The sequence below is a fragment of the Devosia faecipullorum genome (assembly GCF_015158295.1).
Taxonomy (GTDB): domain Bacteria; phylum Pseudomonadota; class Alphaproteobacteria; order Rhizobiales; family Devosiaceae; genus Devosia; species Devosia faecipullorum.
Genome location: NZ_JACDXV010000001.1, coordinates 909,493 through 925,045 on the forward strand (window position 1 = coordinate 909,493; position 15,553 = coordinate 925,045).

Genomic DNA, 15,553 nt, shown 5'->3' on the forward strand with positions numbered 1-15,553 from the left:
TCCCCACCAACCCTTCCCGGCGCAAGTCCGTCGGCAGAGGAAAGTCTATCCCTGCAACACCGTCCACAGCATGTTGGTGCCCACGACAGTTAGGAAGGCCGCGAAGACGTATTTGAGCGTTTTCTGATCGAGTCGATGCGCCAGCGCCGCACCGGCCGGCGCGAAGATGGCGGCCAATATGCCGACAAGCGCGAGGGCCGGCAGATTGATGAACCCGACGCTGCCAGGCGGCAGGTCGGCAGCGCCCCAGCCGGAAATCAGAAATCCTGCCGTGCCGGAAACGGCAATGGCCACCCCGATCGCCGCAGATGTCCCGACAGCATTGTGCATGGTCCGCCCGAAGGCGAGCAGCGTCGGCACGGTCAGCGAGCCGCCGCCAATGCCCATCAGCGAAGACAGATAGCCGACAACGAAAGCCGACAGCCGGTGCACCCAGGCGACATCCTTGAGGTGGCCCATCAGCTTGGTCTGAAACGAAAAAATGATGTTCGCCGCGATGAGGAAGGCAAGCACCGCGAAGACGATGCGCAGCAGGTCTCCTGAAAACCAGCCCGCCAGCAAACCGCCGATGAAGGTTCCGGCGACGATGAAGGGCACCCAGAGCTTCAAGACGCCGACGTCGAGCGCGCCGCGCTTGTGATGCGCCCGGGCGCTCATGATGCCAGTGGGAATGATGATGGCCAGCGATGTGCCTACCGCCACGTGCTGCACCACGGCAGGATCATAGCCCATCAGCAGCAGGCTGTTGGCGAGTGCCGGCACGATGACTGCCCCACCACCGATGCCCAACAACCCCGCGGCTACACCCGACAGTACGCCCGTGATCCCCATGGCCAGCGCGAACGGCCAATAGCTGGCGACCAGTCCCCAATCCATATTCAGTCTCCAATAATGTGCAGCACGATTTCACGCCGGTGCCGCTGGTGCCGATGCTCGAACAGGTAGAGGCCTTGCCAAGTGCCCAGAACCGGCCGCGAGCCGCTGACGGGAATGCCTATGGAAGTCTGGGTCAGCGCCGCCTTGATATGGGCCGGCATGTCGTCCGGCCCCTCATTCGCATGCGCCACCCAGTCCATGCCCTCGGGCACCAGGCGCCGAAAAAATCCCAACAGGTCCGCCTGCACGTCCGGATCGGCATTTTCCTGAATCAGCAGCGAACAGGACGTGTGCCGGACATAGGCGGTCAACAGCCCCGTATTCAGTCCGGACTGGGCGACAAAGCTCCGCAGCGCGTGGGTGAGATCATAAAACCCCTGCCCTTCCGTCTGCGTGACGATGGTGTCGATAGCCTGCTGCATGAATACGCACTACCATGTTTGAGACTTGGATTGGGAGACCGTCTCCGCCCAATCCGTCCATTGCCCAATTCCCGCCCCAATGACCCGGCCATTTCCGTCGGGACAGCGCGATGGGAACCATGAGGAAAGCCCGGCGTTCGGGCTGTGCGGGGCCAAACGGGCGTATTCACTGACGCCCCCTTGTCCATTCAGGGTGGGTTCAGGAAACACCCACGATGCTCGACAGAAGTGTGCCAAACACAAAGGAATCAAGAATATGCGCCTCAAGACCTGGCTGCTCACCGGAACCAGCATCGGCTTCATGGCCTTTGCGCCGCTCTTGGCACTGGCCCAAGACGCCGAATTGCAATCGGCCTACGGCGCCTATATCGCCGCGCAGGCGTCCGGGGATGCTGCAGCGCTCGAAGCAGCGCGGGCCGAATTGACCGAATTGTGTATCGTGGGCGGTTTTTCCAGCCTCGATGAGTGTATCGCTGCCTTGAACGCCATTGCCGCCCCTGCCCCCGCGCCGGTATCGGAGCCAGAGCCGCAGCCTGAGCCCGAGCCCATCATCGAAGAGCCGGCCCCTCCGCCAGAGCCTGCTCCGGCGCCTGAACCCGCACCCCAGCCCGAACCGACACCTGCGCCGGAACCGGCACCCGCGCCGGTAGTCGAGGCGCCTGCACCACAGCCTGAACCCGCTGTTGAAGCACCTGCACCTCAACCGCAGCCAGAGCCGCCTGCGCCCGAACCGGTTGTGGAGGCACCTGCTGCACCTGAGCCCGAGCCCGCAGTGGAAGAACCGGCAGTGCAAGAACCTGCCGCGCAGCAGCCTGCCATCGAGCAGCCGGCCGCCCCGACGCGAGACTATGCCGGTTTGCTGGACGAGCAGGTGACGCTTTATGAGAATGCCGTCTTTGACCTGCTCGCAGGCGGCGATGCCGATGCGGCACGAACCGAAATGGCCGCGGCTCGCGACGGGATCGCTGCGCTCTGTGCCGAACTGGGCCAGACGGACATTGCTGCCTGCCTTGCGCAATATGGCCTCGAACTGCCGGCCATGCCGGCAATCGACCAGCCTGCCGCGCCGGTAGAACAGCCTGCCGTCGAACAGCCTGTCCTTGAGCAGCCCGCCGTAGATCAGCCTGCGCCGCTTGAAGAGGTGACCTCCGAAGGCGAGATTGCCGAGCCCATCGTCGAATTGCCCAAGGGCGTGACTGCCGAGCAGATCGCTCCCGTGCTTGACAGCGTCAAGGATGAAGAGGTCCTTCCGGCTGCAGAGACCACCGAAGCGGTGGCCGCGCCGGAGACCCCTCCCGCACCGCCCCCGGCCAGCGACGAACAGGCCCAATCGGAAGCAATTCGGACCCTCGCGGTCGAGCCTGTTGCAGCCGTCACGGCGGAACAGGGCACCGAGATTACGGCTACGACGAACACCACAATCAACCAGACCGTCATCAACAATTACATCAACAACATCACCAACAACGTCACCAACACGGTCACCAATGTCGATAATTCGACCAATGTGACGCAGAACAACATTGGCCAGCAGAACAATGTCACCGTGGTGGAAGCTCCCGTCGTGCAGACCAATACCGGTGACATGATCGCCCAGGTGATCCTGCAGGTCGGCACGCAGTTGATCGTCAATTCGATCGGCCAGGACACCGACCGCTTCTACAATCCGCAGCAGGACGAGATTTTCTACGAAAACCTCTCCAATGGCCGCGTCCGCGAGGTGATTACCCGCCCCGACGGCACTCAGATCGTCACCATCCGCAACCGCAATGGTGATATTCTCCGCCGCTCGCGCATCGACCCCAATGGACGTGAATACGTGCTGGCCTATTTCGACGACCGCTATGGCAACCAGCTCGATACCTGGCGCGATCCTGGCCTCGACCTGCCGCCGCTGCGGCTGAACATTCCGGTGCGTGACTATGTTCTGGATGCCCGCTATGCCGATGACCGGCAATTGGAGCAGTTCTTTGCCCAGCCGCCGGTGGAACAGGTCGCACGCCTCTATTCCATTGACGAGGTCAAGCGCTCAGCCCGCCTGCGGGACAGCGTGCGCAAGCTGGAAGTGGGCAATCTCACATTTGATACCGGCGCTGCCACTATCGGTCGCGATCAGGTCCGGGCCCTGTCAGGCGTCGCCAACGCCATGCTGGCCCTTCTGGATCGCAATCCCAACGAAACCTTCCTGATCGAAGGTCATACAGACGCGGTGGGGTCCGATATTTCCAACCTGCGCCTGTCGGACTTGCGCGCCGCGACCGTGGCTCGCGTCCTGTCCGACTTCTACGGGGTGCCGCCGGAAAATCTGGCAACACAGGGCTATGGCGAACGCTATCTCAAGATCCGCACCGAAGCGGCGGAACGCGAAAATCGTCGTGTCACCATTCGCCGCATCACTCCGCTGATCACCGTCGCCAGCCGATAGACGGTTCAACAATGACAAAAGGCGGAGGCCGGGCGCAATGCCCGGCCTTTTGCGTTGCGCTGCACTGCAAACACAAATTCCTTGGAAAAGCCGCAATCCAAGCAGGAGGACCTCGCCCGGAAACAAATCTAAGTTATTGTCGAACATAAAGAATTTCTTAGAAAATTACGCATCCACAGTGGAATCACAATATCGGGAACAATTCCCCGGTCCCTCGCGTTTTTTAGCCAGCGTTGAAACAAAGGAGCGCATGATGGCTACCCCCGAACGCGATAATGTTTATAGCAATGACGGCAATCGGACCGTCTATACCCGCGAGAGCAATGGTACTGGCTGGTTCGTCGGCATCATTGTTGCGCTGGCCCTGCTGGCAATCGGCTATCTGGTCTTTTCGGCCAATTCCGGCCCTACCACTACCGTTGATGTGAATGGCGCCCCGGCGGTGACCGCTCCAGCGACCGATCCCGCCTCGGCTCCGGCCCCCGCCCCAATGACGGAAACTCCGATGGCACCCGAAGTTGCCCCGATGACCGAAGCTCCGGCGATTGATGCCGCTCCGGTTCCGGCCGAAGCCCCCGCTGCCACGGATATTCCGGCAGCTCCAGCCGCTGAACCGGCTGCTCCGGCCGCCGCACCGGGCGCCTAAAAGTCGTCCCTGAGGCCTGCCTCTCCCGGTATGGCCTCCGAAGGCCCCGGCTTCCCACCGGGGTCTTTCTATTTGATGAGCGGTCGAACCTTCTGTCTGAGGATGGTTCGCAGTTTCTCCGGCGCGGTCCTGCGCGGATCGCTGAGATAAATTTCATGATGTGGCCCAGCGAAATCGAACCCCATTTCCGGCATCAGTCGATCATGAAGATAGACAAGAACCGGGCCCTCATCGTCGTATCTGCCAATATGCAGCGCCTGCAGACACAGCCCTTCCTCTAGAACCGCCACACGCAGGCTTTCCGGCGTCGCGCCCAATTTTCCTGCGGCCTTGGCCCACGCAGCGTCCTCAATCTCCTCGTCCACCCATTCAGGCAACATGATCATCGCGGTCCAGCGCCATTTATCCTTGCGCCGCGCGACGAAATCTCCGGGATTTTCGGAATACCAGAGCCCCTCGAGCGGCGGCACGACGTAGTCAATGGCACGGGATGCCTTCACCGCGAACTTGGCCGAATAGCTCAAGGTGTAAAGCCATTGCACGGCGCGTGCGTAGTCAGGGTGGGTGTTGGGGTCGCCGGCGCCGTCGATCATGGCGAAACGAATTGCCGGCACGACGATTGGCGCGAATTCCCGATTTTTGGGGGCGTATAGCGCCTTCATCGTCTTGCGGACGTCGAATTTTTTCATATCCGTCCCCGATCCGCCCTACTTTTTAGTCATCGCCGTTGCGAAAATCTTAGCCGATCCCCATCTTCGACCGCAATCCACGGGAGCCGCCATGTTCAATATCGACCAAATTCTCAAGACCCTGCAGACAGACCAGAACGCGCAGCGCAACGCCATGAGCGGCGCAGCCGGCCTTGCCGCAGGCATGCTACTTTCCGGCGGCAAGCCGGGCAAGCTGCTGGGCAATGCCGTCAAGGCCGGCGCCCTGGCCGCCGTCGGCGGCCTCGCCTACAAGGCATGGCAGAATTATCAGCAAAACCAGACTGGTAACGGCCCAGGCCTCAGCGAAGACGCCTTCATCCCCTCCGCAACCGACGGCGCGGCACATGAGGAATTGGGCAAGACTTTGGTCCGTGCCATGATCGCCGCCGCCAAGGCCGATGGCCGGATCGACGCCGAAGAAAAGGAAGCCATTTTCGAGCGGCTGAAAACCATGCCGCTGTCCGCCGAGGAAAAAGCCTGGGTCTTCGATGAATTGTCGACCCCGCTCGACATCAATGCGGTCGTGGCCCGCGCCGACACGCCCGAACACGCTGCCGAGATTTACGCGGCCTCCCTTGTCGCCATCAGCGCCGATACTGCCTCAGAACAGGCCTATCTCGAGGCGCTGGCCGGCAAGCTGAAGCTCGATCCGGCCCTGGTGGCGGAAATCCACAGGGCGGCAGGCGAAAAGGCACCGCATCCAGCGGCAAGCCCGACCCCGTCCTGGGCCTATACGCCCAACCAGAATAATCTCTAAAATGGGTCGGCTCCCGAAAGGGAGCCGCCCTCATTGCCCCGTCAACAGCACGAAGCGCCGATTGAGCGGCTGCAAGGGCCGTGAATTGTTGGAATAACGGGCGGCAAAGGCGGCAATCTGCGCCTCGGAAACCTCAATGGGCTGCGCGAACACATTCCAGAAGGCAACTTGCGAACAGGGCGGCGTGGTCAGCGATCCTTGATAGTGGAACGCGGCTGCCTCGGCCGGCAAAAGACCCGATGCATTGAGCAGATCAGTTCCGGCGATGAACGAGCCGGTCGTTTCGGGCCACGCGGCCAGAACCTCGGCAAAGACCGGGTTTTTCTCCCCCGCCTGCATCATCACGCCAAGCACCAGCAAATCACCCGCATCAGACTGATGCACGAAATGCACCTCCAGCGGGCTGCGCGCGCCATCGATGGTGTGCTCGGACTGATGGTGGAAATGAAATTGCAGCAAGTCATACCGCACGCCATCTAGCGCGGCGAACCCACCCTCGCCCCGGGCATTGACCTGCAGACTGTGCCCATTGTCTACAATTTCAGGGACAAAGGGGGTCCAGACGATATCGATCGACCGTCCAGCCGTCACAATCGCGGCGTCACGCACCAGATCGATCGGCGATTGTTCCGCGCCGAGCGTGCAAAGCTCGAAAGCCGAGGCCAGGTCGCCCCATCGATCAGGGCGGCCTCGCCGTCATAGGTCCAGGTTTCATCCGCCGCGACCGCCGATACGGCCAAAATCCCGAAGACAGCCAGCGAGCCGATATTTCGCATTTTCATGATCGCGAGCCCCAAGCGATGTGAACGCCGCCTATCGCAGCGAGGTTAGCTTCCTTGCACATCTTTAAATATTCATTGCCGCTCCGCCGCCAAGACAGGCGCAATCCTGTGCGCTCTTGAAGCCGTGCCGACCGGCGTCCAAATGTTCGCGCAAGGAGACTGCCATGGAATTGGGACTTTATTCCTTCGCCGAGAACACACCCGACCCGCTAGGCGGCAATCGGGTGCAATCACCTGCCGAGCGCTTGAGAGACCTGCTTGAAGAAATCGAGCTGGCCGATCAGTTGGGCCTGGCCTTCTACGGTCTGGGCGAACATCACCGGGCCGACTACGTCGCTTCCGCCCCGGTCACCATCCTGGCCGCCGCCGCGGCGCGCACGAAATCCATCCGCCTCTCCACCGCGGTAACGGTGCTGAGTTCTGACGATCCCGTCCGTGTCTGGCAGCAATTTGCCACGCTGGACCTGATCAGCAATGGCCGCGCCGAAATCATGGCCGGCCGTGGTTCCTTCATCGAAAGCTTCCCTCTCTTCGGCCTCGATCTCAACGATTACGACGACCTGTTCGAAGAAAAACTCGAAATGCTGCTCAGTATCCGCCAAGGCGGCAAGGTGAGCTGGCCGGGCAGCAAGCACACGAAGCCCATTCCGGGCCTCGAAATTTTTCCCAAGCCGATCCAGTCGCCACTTCCGCTCTGGATTGCGGTGGGCGGAACACCCAATTCCGTCGCCCGCGCCGCTTATTACGGCCTGCCGCTGATGATCGCCATCATTGGCGGCCGTCCGCGCCAGTTCCAGCCCCTGACCGAGCTTTATCGCCAGACCGGCGCCAGGAGCGGCCATGACGGCGCCACGCTCAAGCTCGGCATATCCGGTCACGGCTTCATCGCCCAGGACAGCCAGGACGCCCGCGACATCGCCTTCCCGGCCCATAGCGCCGCCATGAGCCGCATCGGCGCCGAACGCGGCTGGCCCGCAACCACGCGGGTGCAATTCGAGGCCGGGACCACGCCTGAAGGCGCCTATTACATGGGGTCGCCTCAGGAAGTGGTCGACAAGATTCTCATGCAACACGAATGGTTCGGCCATGACCGTTTCGGTCTGCAATTGAGCGTTGGCACCCTGCCCCATGACAAAGTCATGAAAGCCATCGAACTTTATGGAACGGTGGTGAAACCGGCCATCGACAAGGCACTGTCATGACCAGACCCCGGCAATTCCAATGTGGAATTAGATTTTAATTAACGACGTTCTCGTAGTCATCCGGCCTATCAACGCCGCTGGAAGGTTACAAAAATTTCTCAGGCAAGCCTCCAGCGTTCAAGAGAAAAGTCGTCTTTCGGCTGGACCCAATTCCTGCCGGCATTCCTGTTTGCCACGTTTTCGGCTGTGGCGCTGGCGGCCCCGATGCGCGCGCCGGAAACCGGGGAGATGGCCGTAATCTTCCCCCCATTTACGACTGAAGAAACGGCCTGGGCCATTGTGCGCGATGCTGGTGGCGCCTTTGTCGCCCCAACGCGCATTCCCAACATTATCGTCGCTCACACCAATGATACCGGCTTCCAGCGCCGCGTGCAGGAAATGGGCGCAATATTCTTCCTTGCAGCAAATGGCCTTTGCGCACCCCTGATCTTTTCCGGAAATACTAAATGACCTTCGCCCATATCCGCACCATTGCCACCTTGCTGGTCTCGGGGCTCGCGCTCATTGCCGGCCTTGCGGCAATCATCACCGACTTCATCACGCAGCAAAAGCTCGCTACGCCGGGCTTCATCGCCCTGGCCGGCATTGTCACACTGTTGACGAGCTATCCATTCCTACGGAAGACCCCCGCCTTCCGCTATCTCTCGGTGACCATCCTGATGAGCGGCATTGCAGCCACGCTGGCAGCCTCCACCGGAACACCCTGGCAGACTGACCTGCACATGGCCTTTTTCGCCGCGCTGGCGATCAGCGCCCTGCTCTATGACGTGCGCGCAATCCTGATCGGCACCGCCTTCGTTGCCGTCCATCATCTGGGCATCGGCATGATGCTTCCGGAAATGGTATTTTATGGCGGCGGCGGCCTGCCGCGCATCCTGCTCCACGCCATCATTCTGGTGATCGAGGCAGCCGGCCTCATCTGGCTCATGGTCAATACGTTCAAGCTGCTCGATATCGCCCGCGAGCAATCCGAGCAGGCCGAGAACCACGCCGAGCAATCGCGCAATCTGGCCCGCGAGGTTGAGGAAGGCGAAGTGCTGCGGCTCGAAGAGCGCAGTCGCACCCTGGCGGAACTGCGTGACCAGTTCGGCAGCGTCGTCACCGCCGCGCTTGATGGCGATTTCAGCCGCCGCGCTCCCACCAGCTTTGCCGAGAAAGATCTCAACGAGCTGGCACGCTCGATCAACATGCTGGTAGAAAATATCGAAGGCGGACTCAGCGAAACTGGTTCGGTCATGGCGGCATTGTCGGCGCAGGATCTGACCCGCCGGGTCGAGGGCAATTATCGCGGCGCATTCGCTCGCCTCAAGCAGGATACCAACACTGTCGCCAATCGCCTCGCGGAGGTGGTTAACGCCATTCGCGCCGCTTCCACCAATCTGGCCCACGCGACGGGAGAATTGCTGACCGGGGCCGACAACCTGTCCCGTCGTACCGCCCAGCAGGCCAGCGCTGTGCGGGAAACCTCCGGTTCCATAGAAACGCTCGCCCACGCCGTGCGCAACAATGCCGAGCGCGCCGACGAGGTGAGCGCCGCGACAGCGCGGGTGGTCAGCACCGCAGAAACCGGTGGCCTGGTGATGGTGGACGCCACCGACGCCATGATGCGTATCGGCAAGTCCTCCGAACAGATCTCCGGCATTATCGGGCTGATCGACGACATCGCCTTCCAGACCAACCTGCTCGCGCTCAATGCCTCGGTAGAAGCCGCCCGCGCAGGAGAGGCCGGCAAGGGCTTTGCCGTGGTTGCCGTCGAAGTGCGGCGCCTGGCGCAATCAGCCGCCGAGGCGTCTGCCGACATCAAGGCGCTAATCGAGCAGGCCACCAGCCAGGTGGGAGAAGGCTCACGCCTGGTTGGGCGCGCAGCCGATACCTTGACCCAGATTGCCGAAGCGGCCCGCGCCAGCAATGCCATGATGCAGGGCATTGTCGAGGCCGTCACCGACCAGAACCACGCCCTGGTCGAGGTCAATAGCGCCGTGCGGCGCATCGATGAAATCACCCAGCATAATGCCGCGCTGGCCGAGGAAACCAACGCTGCCACTGCTCAGGCCCAAAGCCAGGCAATCAATCTGGATGAAATCGTCGGCGTCTTCCGGGTGGCCCCAGCGCATCGGGGCGCCTCTACGCGGGCGGCATGACACCAGCGCGAATTACAACTTGTGGCGGACGGGGCACTGCATCCCCGTCCTGCCCGACTTATTTGGCAGAACGCTTGATCGACTTGATCGCCAGGGGCGGAATGCCGGATTTTTCCGAAATGGCGCGATCCTGGTCCATGATGGCTGTGCGCGCGGGATCATCTCCATCAAGGCCGCCAAGCAGGCTCGCATCGACCTTGCGGTTGGAGCGCTGCGAGCCATCCTCATAAACGACGTCGAACATCACGAATTCAGAGCGGGCGGTTGGCTTCCTGGCCATTTTGATGGTCCTTTCAAAACATGACCGCGAGCCGGGGCGGCTCGCGGTCATCACATGCGAAAAATGTTCGAGCTTAGCGGAAAATAGACTCGCCCTGCTCGTCCACGATCTGGCGGCCCTTGCTGAGGGCCAGCGGAATAAGGTCGTCCAGCGAACTCATGCGGTCGGCGCGGATAAAGCGATAGGTCTTCACTTCGCCGCCGACATCCTTCTCGATCACGCCCGCAAGCTGCAATTCGCTGCCGGCCTTCATCTCGATGGCCTTGATGACGAAGCCCTTGTAGCCTTCCTCGCCCAGCACCTTGTCACCGGCCGGAACGGCACTGTCGGACCCGCCGAACAGCTTCTTGAAGAACGACATGGCTTGCCTCCGCTTGCTTGATTACCGGCGCGTCGGGCGAGGTCGCTCCAGAACGCCATTCCTGTCCATCTCCTCCTGCAACCAAAGCGGTGAGATGTCAAAATAGTTCGGCCAGGTTGGCACTCCATTGGCGAGGGCCACCTTGGCGAAATAGGCCCGATCCCGCAACGGCTCCGTGCCCTCCCCGCGTTGCGCCAACATGGGCGCGGCGTTGAAAGTGCCGGAGGTACCGTCGGTAAACGCTACCACCAGCTTGAACGGAATCGCCGCCCGGATCGAAACCAGCTTGAGCGGAGCCACCATTGGGTCGCGCCTAATTGTCCAGGAAGCTCCGCAGCTTCCGGCTGCGGCTCGGATGCTTGAGCTTGCGCAGCGCCTTGGCTTCGATCTGGCGGATACGCTCGCGCGTCACCGAGAATTGCTGGCCCACTTCTTCCAGCGTGTGATCGGTGTTCATGCCGATACCGAAACGCATGCGCAGCACGCGCTCCTCACGCGGAGTAAGCGAAGCCAGAACGCGGGTCGTGGTCTCGCGCAGGTTGGACTGGATCGCCGCATCGATCGGCTGGATCGCATTCACGTCCTGAATGAAATCGCCGAGGTTGGAATCCTCCTCGTCGCCAATCGGCGTTTCGAGGCTGATCGGCTCCTTGGCGATCTTGAGCACCTTGCGCACCTTGTCCAAAGGCATTTGCAGCTTTTCGGACAATTCTTCCGGTGTCGGCTCACGACCGATCTCGTGCAGCATCTGGCGGCTGGTGCGCACGATCTTGTTGATCGTCTCGATCATGTGCACCGGAATACGGATGGTGCGGGCCTGATCGGCGATGGAACGGGTGATCGCCTGACGGATCCACCAGGTCGCATAGGTCGAGAACTTGTAGCCGCGCCGATATTCAAACTTATCGACTGCCTTCATCAACCCGATATTGCCTTCCTGGATGAGGTCGAGGAATTGCAGGCCGCGATTGGTGTATTTCTTGGCGATGGAAATCACGAGACGCAGATTGGCCTCGACCATTTCCTTCTTGGCGATGGCAGCTTCCCGCTCACCCTTCTGCACCTTGTGCACGAGGCGACGATATTCGCCGACATCGAGGCCAGCTTCGGTGGCCAAGGTCGCGATTTCGCGGCGAATGTCGGCAATGGTGTCGGTTTCGCGACGGGCGAATTCCGCCCAGCCCTTGCCTTCGAAGCTCTCCAGCGACCATTCCCAGCTCGGGTCCAGTTCGCGGCCATAATAATTGTCGAGGAAGGCTTCGCGCTTGACGCCATAGCTCTCGGCCAAGCGCAACAGCCGCCCTTCGAGACGCACCAGGCGCTTGTTGATGTCGTAAAGCTGTTCGACCAGGCTTTCGATACGGCCATTGTTGAGCGACAGCGACTTCACATCGGTGATCACATCGGCGCGCAATGTGCCCAACCGCGCGGTCTCCGCATCGGACACGGCGGCGCTGCGATCCTCGGCGTGACGATCCTGCATTTCGCGCATCTGCCCATAGGCTTCAGCGATGCGGTCGAAGGTCTCCACCACCTGCGGCTTCAGCTCGGCTTCCATGGCCGACAGCGACAGGGCATTGTCGAATTCGTCGTCGTCGTCCTCGACCGGATCCTGCGGCGCCTGCGGTTCTTCGGGCACGTAATCGTCATCGTCCCCGGAACTCGCACGACGCGGCGCGGGCTTGGTCTGAACCGGCGCTTGCTCCGCCTTAGGCGCCGGCACCGGAATTTCGGGCGCAGCCTGCTTGGCATCGGGGCCGGCATAAGTCGCTTCGAGGTCGATGATGTCGCGCAGCAGGATTTCACCCTGGGCGAGCTGGTCGCGCCAGATGATGATGGCCTGGAAGGTCAGCGGGCTCTCGCACAGCCCCTCGATCATCGTCTCGCGGCCCGCCTCGATGCGCTTGGCGATGGCTATTTCGCCCTCGCGGCTGAGCAATTCCACCGAGCCCATTTCGCGCAGATACATGCGCACCGGATCGTCGGTACGGTCAGAACCGGCCTTGGTATTGGAGGTATTGGCGACGGCCGTGCCGGTGGCGGTAGCAACTTCGGTGCCGCCCTCGTCCTCGTCCTTCTCGACCTCGGTTTCCTCGACCTCGTCCTCATCGACGACATTGATGCCCATTTCCGAGAACATGGACATGAAATCCTCGATCTGCTCGGAACTGGTTTCGTCCGAGGGCAGAACGGCGTTCAATTCTTCGTAAGTGACATAGCCGCGCTTCTTGGCGACCTTGATCAGCTTTTTGACCGCAGCGTCGTTTTGATCGATCAACGGACCGTCATTGGACGTCTCGACCGCGCCGGTTTCCGGCTTTTCGGTATCCTTGGAAACTTTGTTCGCTGCCTTGGTGGCCATCATTTACTCCTCGGAACCCATGGGCGTGCGGTCCCGGCTGTGTCTTAGGTGGTGACAACTCAAGACAAGGTAAAGGTCTGGTCACCGGACCGTTAACGATCCATCCCAGTTTCGGTCGCTTCGGATGCCATGACGAAGTGATTCGCCATAACGCAAAATCGCGCATCATCGCCGCCTTCAAGGATTAACCCCTAAAAACTGCGAGTTGCGCGTCCCGATAGCGAACCAAATCCTTCGATCAATGCCTCTGTGCCATCGACAGTGGTAATCTGGTTCTTGATGTCACGCAGCCTTTCAAAGGTTTCTTCGCTCGGGTCTTCGCCCAGCGCGGCTTCGGCTGCTTTCAGTTCCCTATTTAGCTGAACTTTCTTGTTATGCAAGGCCAGCGCATGGCTTAATCCGGTCTCAGCGTCCGCGCGCGCCGTTTCCGCGCTCACTTGCCACACCCCCTGCCGGGAAAGCGTGTCCGCCATCCGGTCTAGCGCCGGGCCATGCCCGCGCACGCCCAGGGCAGCGCGCAGGTCGTCGGCGGCAATATCGTGATGCCGCACCGCCAGCGCCAGAATGTCGCCCAACACTTTCTGTGCCACGGGAGTTTCACAATCCAGCGCCGCCAGCGCCTCGAAACTGTCTTCGACCAGAGCCGGATGATTGACCAGCGCCATGATGATCGTCGCCTCGCGAGGAGAGGCGTCGGCAACCGCGCTGGGCCGCAGCAGGCGGGAATTTTTCAGCGTATCCGAGACGACCAGCCGCGGCGTGCCCCGCCCCGGATAACCATAGGCGCCGCTCTGCCCATAGGCCGGCTTGCCGCCGCCGCGCCAATTGTCCCGGCCACCCTGCCGCAGCGGGGCGAAGAACGCCTTGATCTTCTCGTCGAACGCCTGACTGTAATGGAACCGGACCGTGGAATCCTGGATGGAATTGGTCCGTTCGCGCAGCCGCGCCTGAAGCGCCGCACGTTCCTCGGGCGCTTCCGGCACCAGCCCCCCGCCGGTCTCGAAGCTCCACACCATATCGGAGAGCGAGCGCGCCTTCTCGATCACCTCGGTAAAGGCGGCCTTGCCTTGCGACTTGATCAGGTCGTCGGGATCCTGCCCTTCCGGCAGGGTGGCGATCTTTACCGTCTTGCCCGGCTTTAGATGGGGCAGAACCAGGTCGGCGGCCCGCTCGGCGGCCTTCAAACCGGCCTTGTCGCCATCAAAGCAAAGGACCGGCGCATCGCTCATCCGCCAGAGCAATTGCACATGTTCCTCGGTCAGGGCCGTGCCCAGCGGCGCGACCGCGCCCTCAAAGCCGGCGGCAACCGAAGCGATCACGTCGAGATAGCCTTCCACGACAATAACCGTCGCTCCATCCCGCGCTGCCGCCCGGGCTGCCTGCCCGTTGTAAAGCGTCTGCCGCTTGGAAAAGAGCTGGGTTTCCGGGGAGTTGAGATATTTGGCCGGCACATCCGGGCTCATCGCCCGCCCGCCAAAGGCAATCACCCGGCCCCGAAAGTCGGTGATCGGAAACATGACGCGATTGCGGAACCGGTCATAGGTCAATGGATCGCCGTCGCGGCTGGTGACGAGTCCAGTATCGACCATGGCCTGCGCCGAGACGCCATTGGCGGCCAGATGCTCCTTGAGCCCATTGCGGCTGTCGGGGGCGAAGCCGATCCGGAAACGGGACTGGCTTCCCGCCGAGACGCCCCGCTCGAACAGATAGCCCCGCGCCCGCGCCCCGATATTATGCGCCAACGCCGCCTCGAAATATTTGGTGGCAAGATCCATGACCTCGACCAGCGATTTCTGCTCGGCCTCGCGCCTCTCGCTGCGCTCGTCGCGCGCCGGCATCGGCACCCCGGCCATGCCCGCCAGCTTCTCGACGGCCTCGGGAAAGCTCATTCCTGCCTTTTCGGTCAGGAACCGAAAGTGATCGCCCGAGGCGCCGCAGCCGAAGCAATGATAGATGCCGCGCCGGTCATCGGCGTGAAAGCTCGGGCTTTTTTCGGCATGGAATGGGCAGCAGGCCCACATGTCGCCCTTGCCGGGCTGGCTTTTGCGTTTGTCCCACAGCACATGCTCGCCCACCACCTGCGTTATCGGCAGGCGCTGACGGATCTCGTCCAGAAACTGATCGGTAAAGCGCATTTGTGTTATCTAGGCGCTGCAGCGCCCGGAGTCATCAACAAGGAACTTATCCACAATCATGCCGCAGACGAAAATGCCACCCGCTATCTTGCTGGCCTTGACCATCGGCCCCGCTTTGGCCATCGGCATGACGCTCTGGTTCGTCAATGACCTTCTCCCCGAATGCATAGTCAGCGAGCACCAGCGCCTGACTGCGCCTGACAGCCAATTCGATCTCGTCACCTTCTCCCGCGCCTGCGGCGCCACCGAAGCCAATATTCAAGCCGCGCTGGTGCCGCAGGGTGAAGAAATCCCCTTCGACGCCGCCAGCTTTGTCTCGGTAGCCAGCAATGCAGGCCTTGAGCCCGCCTGGAATGCCAATGGTGATATCGAGCTGACTCTGCCACAAGGCGCTGAAATATACCGGCAGGACGACAGCGTCGCCGGGATCAGCGTGATCTACCGCTAGAGACGA

General features: G+C 61.4%; 17 protein-coding genes. 7 read left to right on the top strand and 10 right to left on the bottom strand.

Annotated elements, in window-relative coordinates; translation table 11 throughout:
* Positions 1-45: 45 nt before the first annotated feature.
* Together H0482_RS04500 and H0482_RS04505 are read right to left on the bottom strand one after the other, a co-directional pair.
* Positions 46-876, bottom strand: a complete 831-nt coding sequence (locus H0482_RS04500; RefSeq protein ID WP_193728798.1) for a sulfite exporter TauE/SafE family protein — start codon at positions 874-876, stop codon at positions 46-48.
* A 2-nt stretch (positions 877-878) separates the two neighbouring features.
* On the bottom strand, positions 879-1,298 hold the full coding sequence (locus H0482_RS04505; RefSeq protein ID WP_193728799.1) for a secondary thiamine-phosphate synthase enzyme YjbQ: 420 nt from the start codon (positions 1,296-1,298) through the stop codon (positions 879-881).
* Between the two features lie 256 nt (positions 1,299-1,554).
* Here H0482_RS04505 and H0482_RS04510 point away from each other — a divergent pair, with 256 nt between their 5' ends.
* Both H0482_RS04510 and H0482_RS04515 read left to right on the top strand, forming a co-directional pair.
* Positions 1,555-3,723: an OmpA family protein gene (locus tag H0482_RS04510; protein ID WP_193728800.1), complete on the top strand. Its 2,169-nt coding sequence runs from the start codon at positions 1,555-1,557 to the stop codon at positions 3,721-3,723.
* A 37-nt stretch (positions 3,724-3,760) separates the two neighbouring features.
* A complete protein-coding gene (locus H0482_RS04515; RefSeq protein ID WP_193728801.1) occupies positions 3,761-4,369 on the top strand; it encodes a hypothetical protein in 609 nt (202 codons plus the stop codon).
* Between the two features lie 68 nt (positions 4,370-4,437).
* On the opposite strand, the gene H0482_RS04520 is transcribed toward H0482_RS04515, so the two are convergent.
* Complete coding sequence (locus tag H0482_RS04520) at positions 4,438-5,058, bottom strand: GyrI-like domain-containing protein (RefSeq protein ID WP_193728802.1); 621 nt, start codon at positions 5,056-5,058, stop codon at positions 4,438-4,440.
* A gap of 91 nt (positions 5,059-5,149) precedes the next feature.
* Here H0482_RS04520 and H0482_RS04525 point away from each other — a divergent pair, with 91 nt between their 5' ends.
* Entirely contained in the window at positions 5,150-5,836 is a 687-nt protein-coding gene (locus H0482_RS04525; protein ID WP_193728803.1) for a tellurite resistance TerB family protein, read from the top strand.
* 30 nt (positions 5,837-5,866) lie between these two features.
* Here H0482_RS04525 and H0482_RS04530 read toward each other — a convergent pair whose 3' ends face one another.
* Positions 5,867-6,502: a carbonic anhydrase gene (locus H0482_RS04530; protein ID WP_193729091.1), complete on the bottom strand. Its 636-nt coding sequence runs from the start codon at positions 6,500-6,502 to the stop codon at positions 5,867-5,869.
* Positions 6,424-6,618, bottom strand: coding sequence for a hypothetical protein (locus tag H0482_RS04535; protein ID WP_193728804.1), 195 nt, complete (start codon positions 6,616-6,618; stop codon positions 6,424-6,426). Before H0482_RS04535 ends, H0482_RS04530 begins: the two co-directional genes overlap by 79 nt.
* Before the next feature lie 164 nt (positions 6,619-6,782).
* Here H0482_RS04535 and H0482_RS04540 point away from each other — a divergent pair, with 164 nt between their 5' ends.
* The 3 genes from H0482_RS04540 (at position 6,783) to H0482_RS04550 (ending at position 9,961) form a co-directional block, all read left to right on the top strand.
* Positions 6,783-7,820, top strand: a complete 1,038-nt coding sequence (locus H0482_RS04540) for an LLM class flavin-dependent oxidoreductase (protein ID WP_193728805.1) — start codon at positions 6,783-6,785, stop codon at positions 7,818-7,820.
* A gap of 204 nt (positions 7,821-8,024) precedes the next feature.
* Positions 8,025-8,270: a hypothetical protein gene (locus tag H0482_RS04545; RefSeq protein WP_193728806.1), complete on the top strand. Its 246-nt coding sequence runs from the start codon at positions 8,025-8,027 to the stop codon at positions 8,268-8,270.
* Complete coding sequence (locus H0482_RS04550) at positions 8,267-9,961, top strand: methyl-accepting chemotaxis protein (protein ID WP_193728807.1); 1,695 nt, start codon at positions 8,267-8,269, stop codon at positions 9,959-9,961. The genes H0482_RS04545 and H0482_RS04550 overlap by 4 nt, the downstream gene beginning before the upstream one ends.
* Before the next feature lie 58 nt (positions 9,962-10,019).
* Here the strand turns inward: H0482_RS04550 and H0482_RS04555 are convergent, their stop codons facing one another.
* The 5 genes from H0482_RS04555 to dnaG form a co-directional block, all read right to left on the bottom strand.
* Positions 10,020-10,241 (bottom strand): hypothetical protein, encoded by a 222-nt coding sequence (locus H0482_RS04555; RefSeq protein ID WP_193728808.1) that lies wholly within the window; start codon positions 10,239-10,241, stop codon positions 10,020-10,022.
* A gap of 73 nt (positions 10,242-10,314) precedes the next feature.
* The gene (locus H0482_RS04560; RefSeq protein WP_193728809.1) at positions 10,315-10,602 is read right to left on the bottom strand and encodes an HlyU family transcriptional regulator; all 288 of its coding nucleotides are present in this window, start codon (positions 10,600-10,602) and stop codon (positions 10,315-10,317) included.
* Positions 10,603-10,623: 21 nt separating this feature from the next.
* Complete coding sequence (locus H0482_RS04565; RefSeq protein WP_193728810.1) at positions 10,624-10,905, bottom strand: DUF2442 domain-containing protein; 282 nt, start codon at positions 10,903-10,905, stop codon at positions 10,624-10,626.
* A 10-nt stretch (positions 10,906-10,915) separates the two neighbouring features.
* Entirely contained in the window at positions 10,916-12,964 is a 2,049-nt protein-coding gene (gene rpoD, locus H0482_RS04570) for an RNA polymerase sigma factor RpoD (protein ID WP_193728811.1), read from the bottom strand.
* Between the two features lie 191 nt (positions 12,965-13,155).
* Positions 13,156-15,099, bottom strand: coding sequence for a DNA primase (dnaG, locus tag H0482_RS04575; RefSeq protein ID WP_193728812.1), 1,944 nt, complete (start codon positions 15,097-15,099; stop codon positions 13,156-13,158).
* A gap of 73 nt (positions 15,100-15,172) precedes the next feature.
* Here dnaG and H0482_RS04580 point away from each other — a divergent pair, with 73 nt between their 5' ends.
* Positions 15,173-15,547 (top strand): hypothetical protein, encoded by a 375-nt coding sequence (locus tag H0482_RS04580; protein ID WP_193728813.1) that lies wholly within the window; start codon positions 15,173-15,175, stop codon positions 15,545-15,547.
* Positions 15,548-15,553 lie beyond the last annotated feature (6 nt).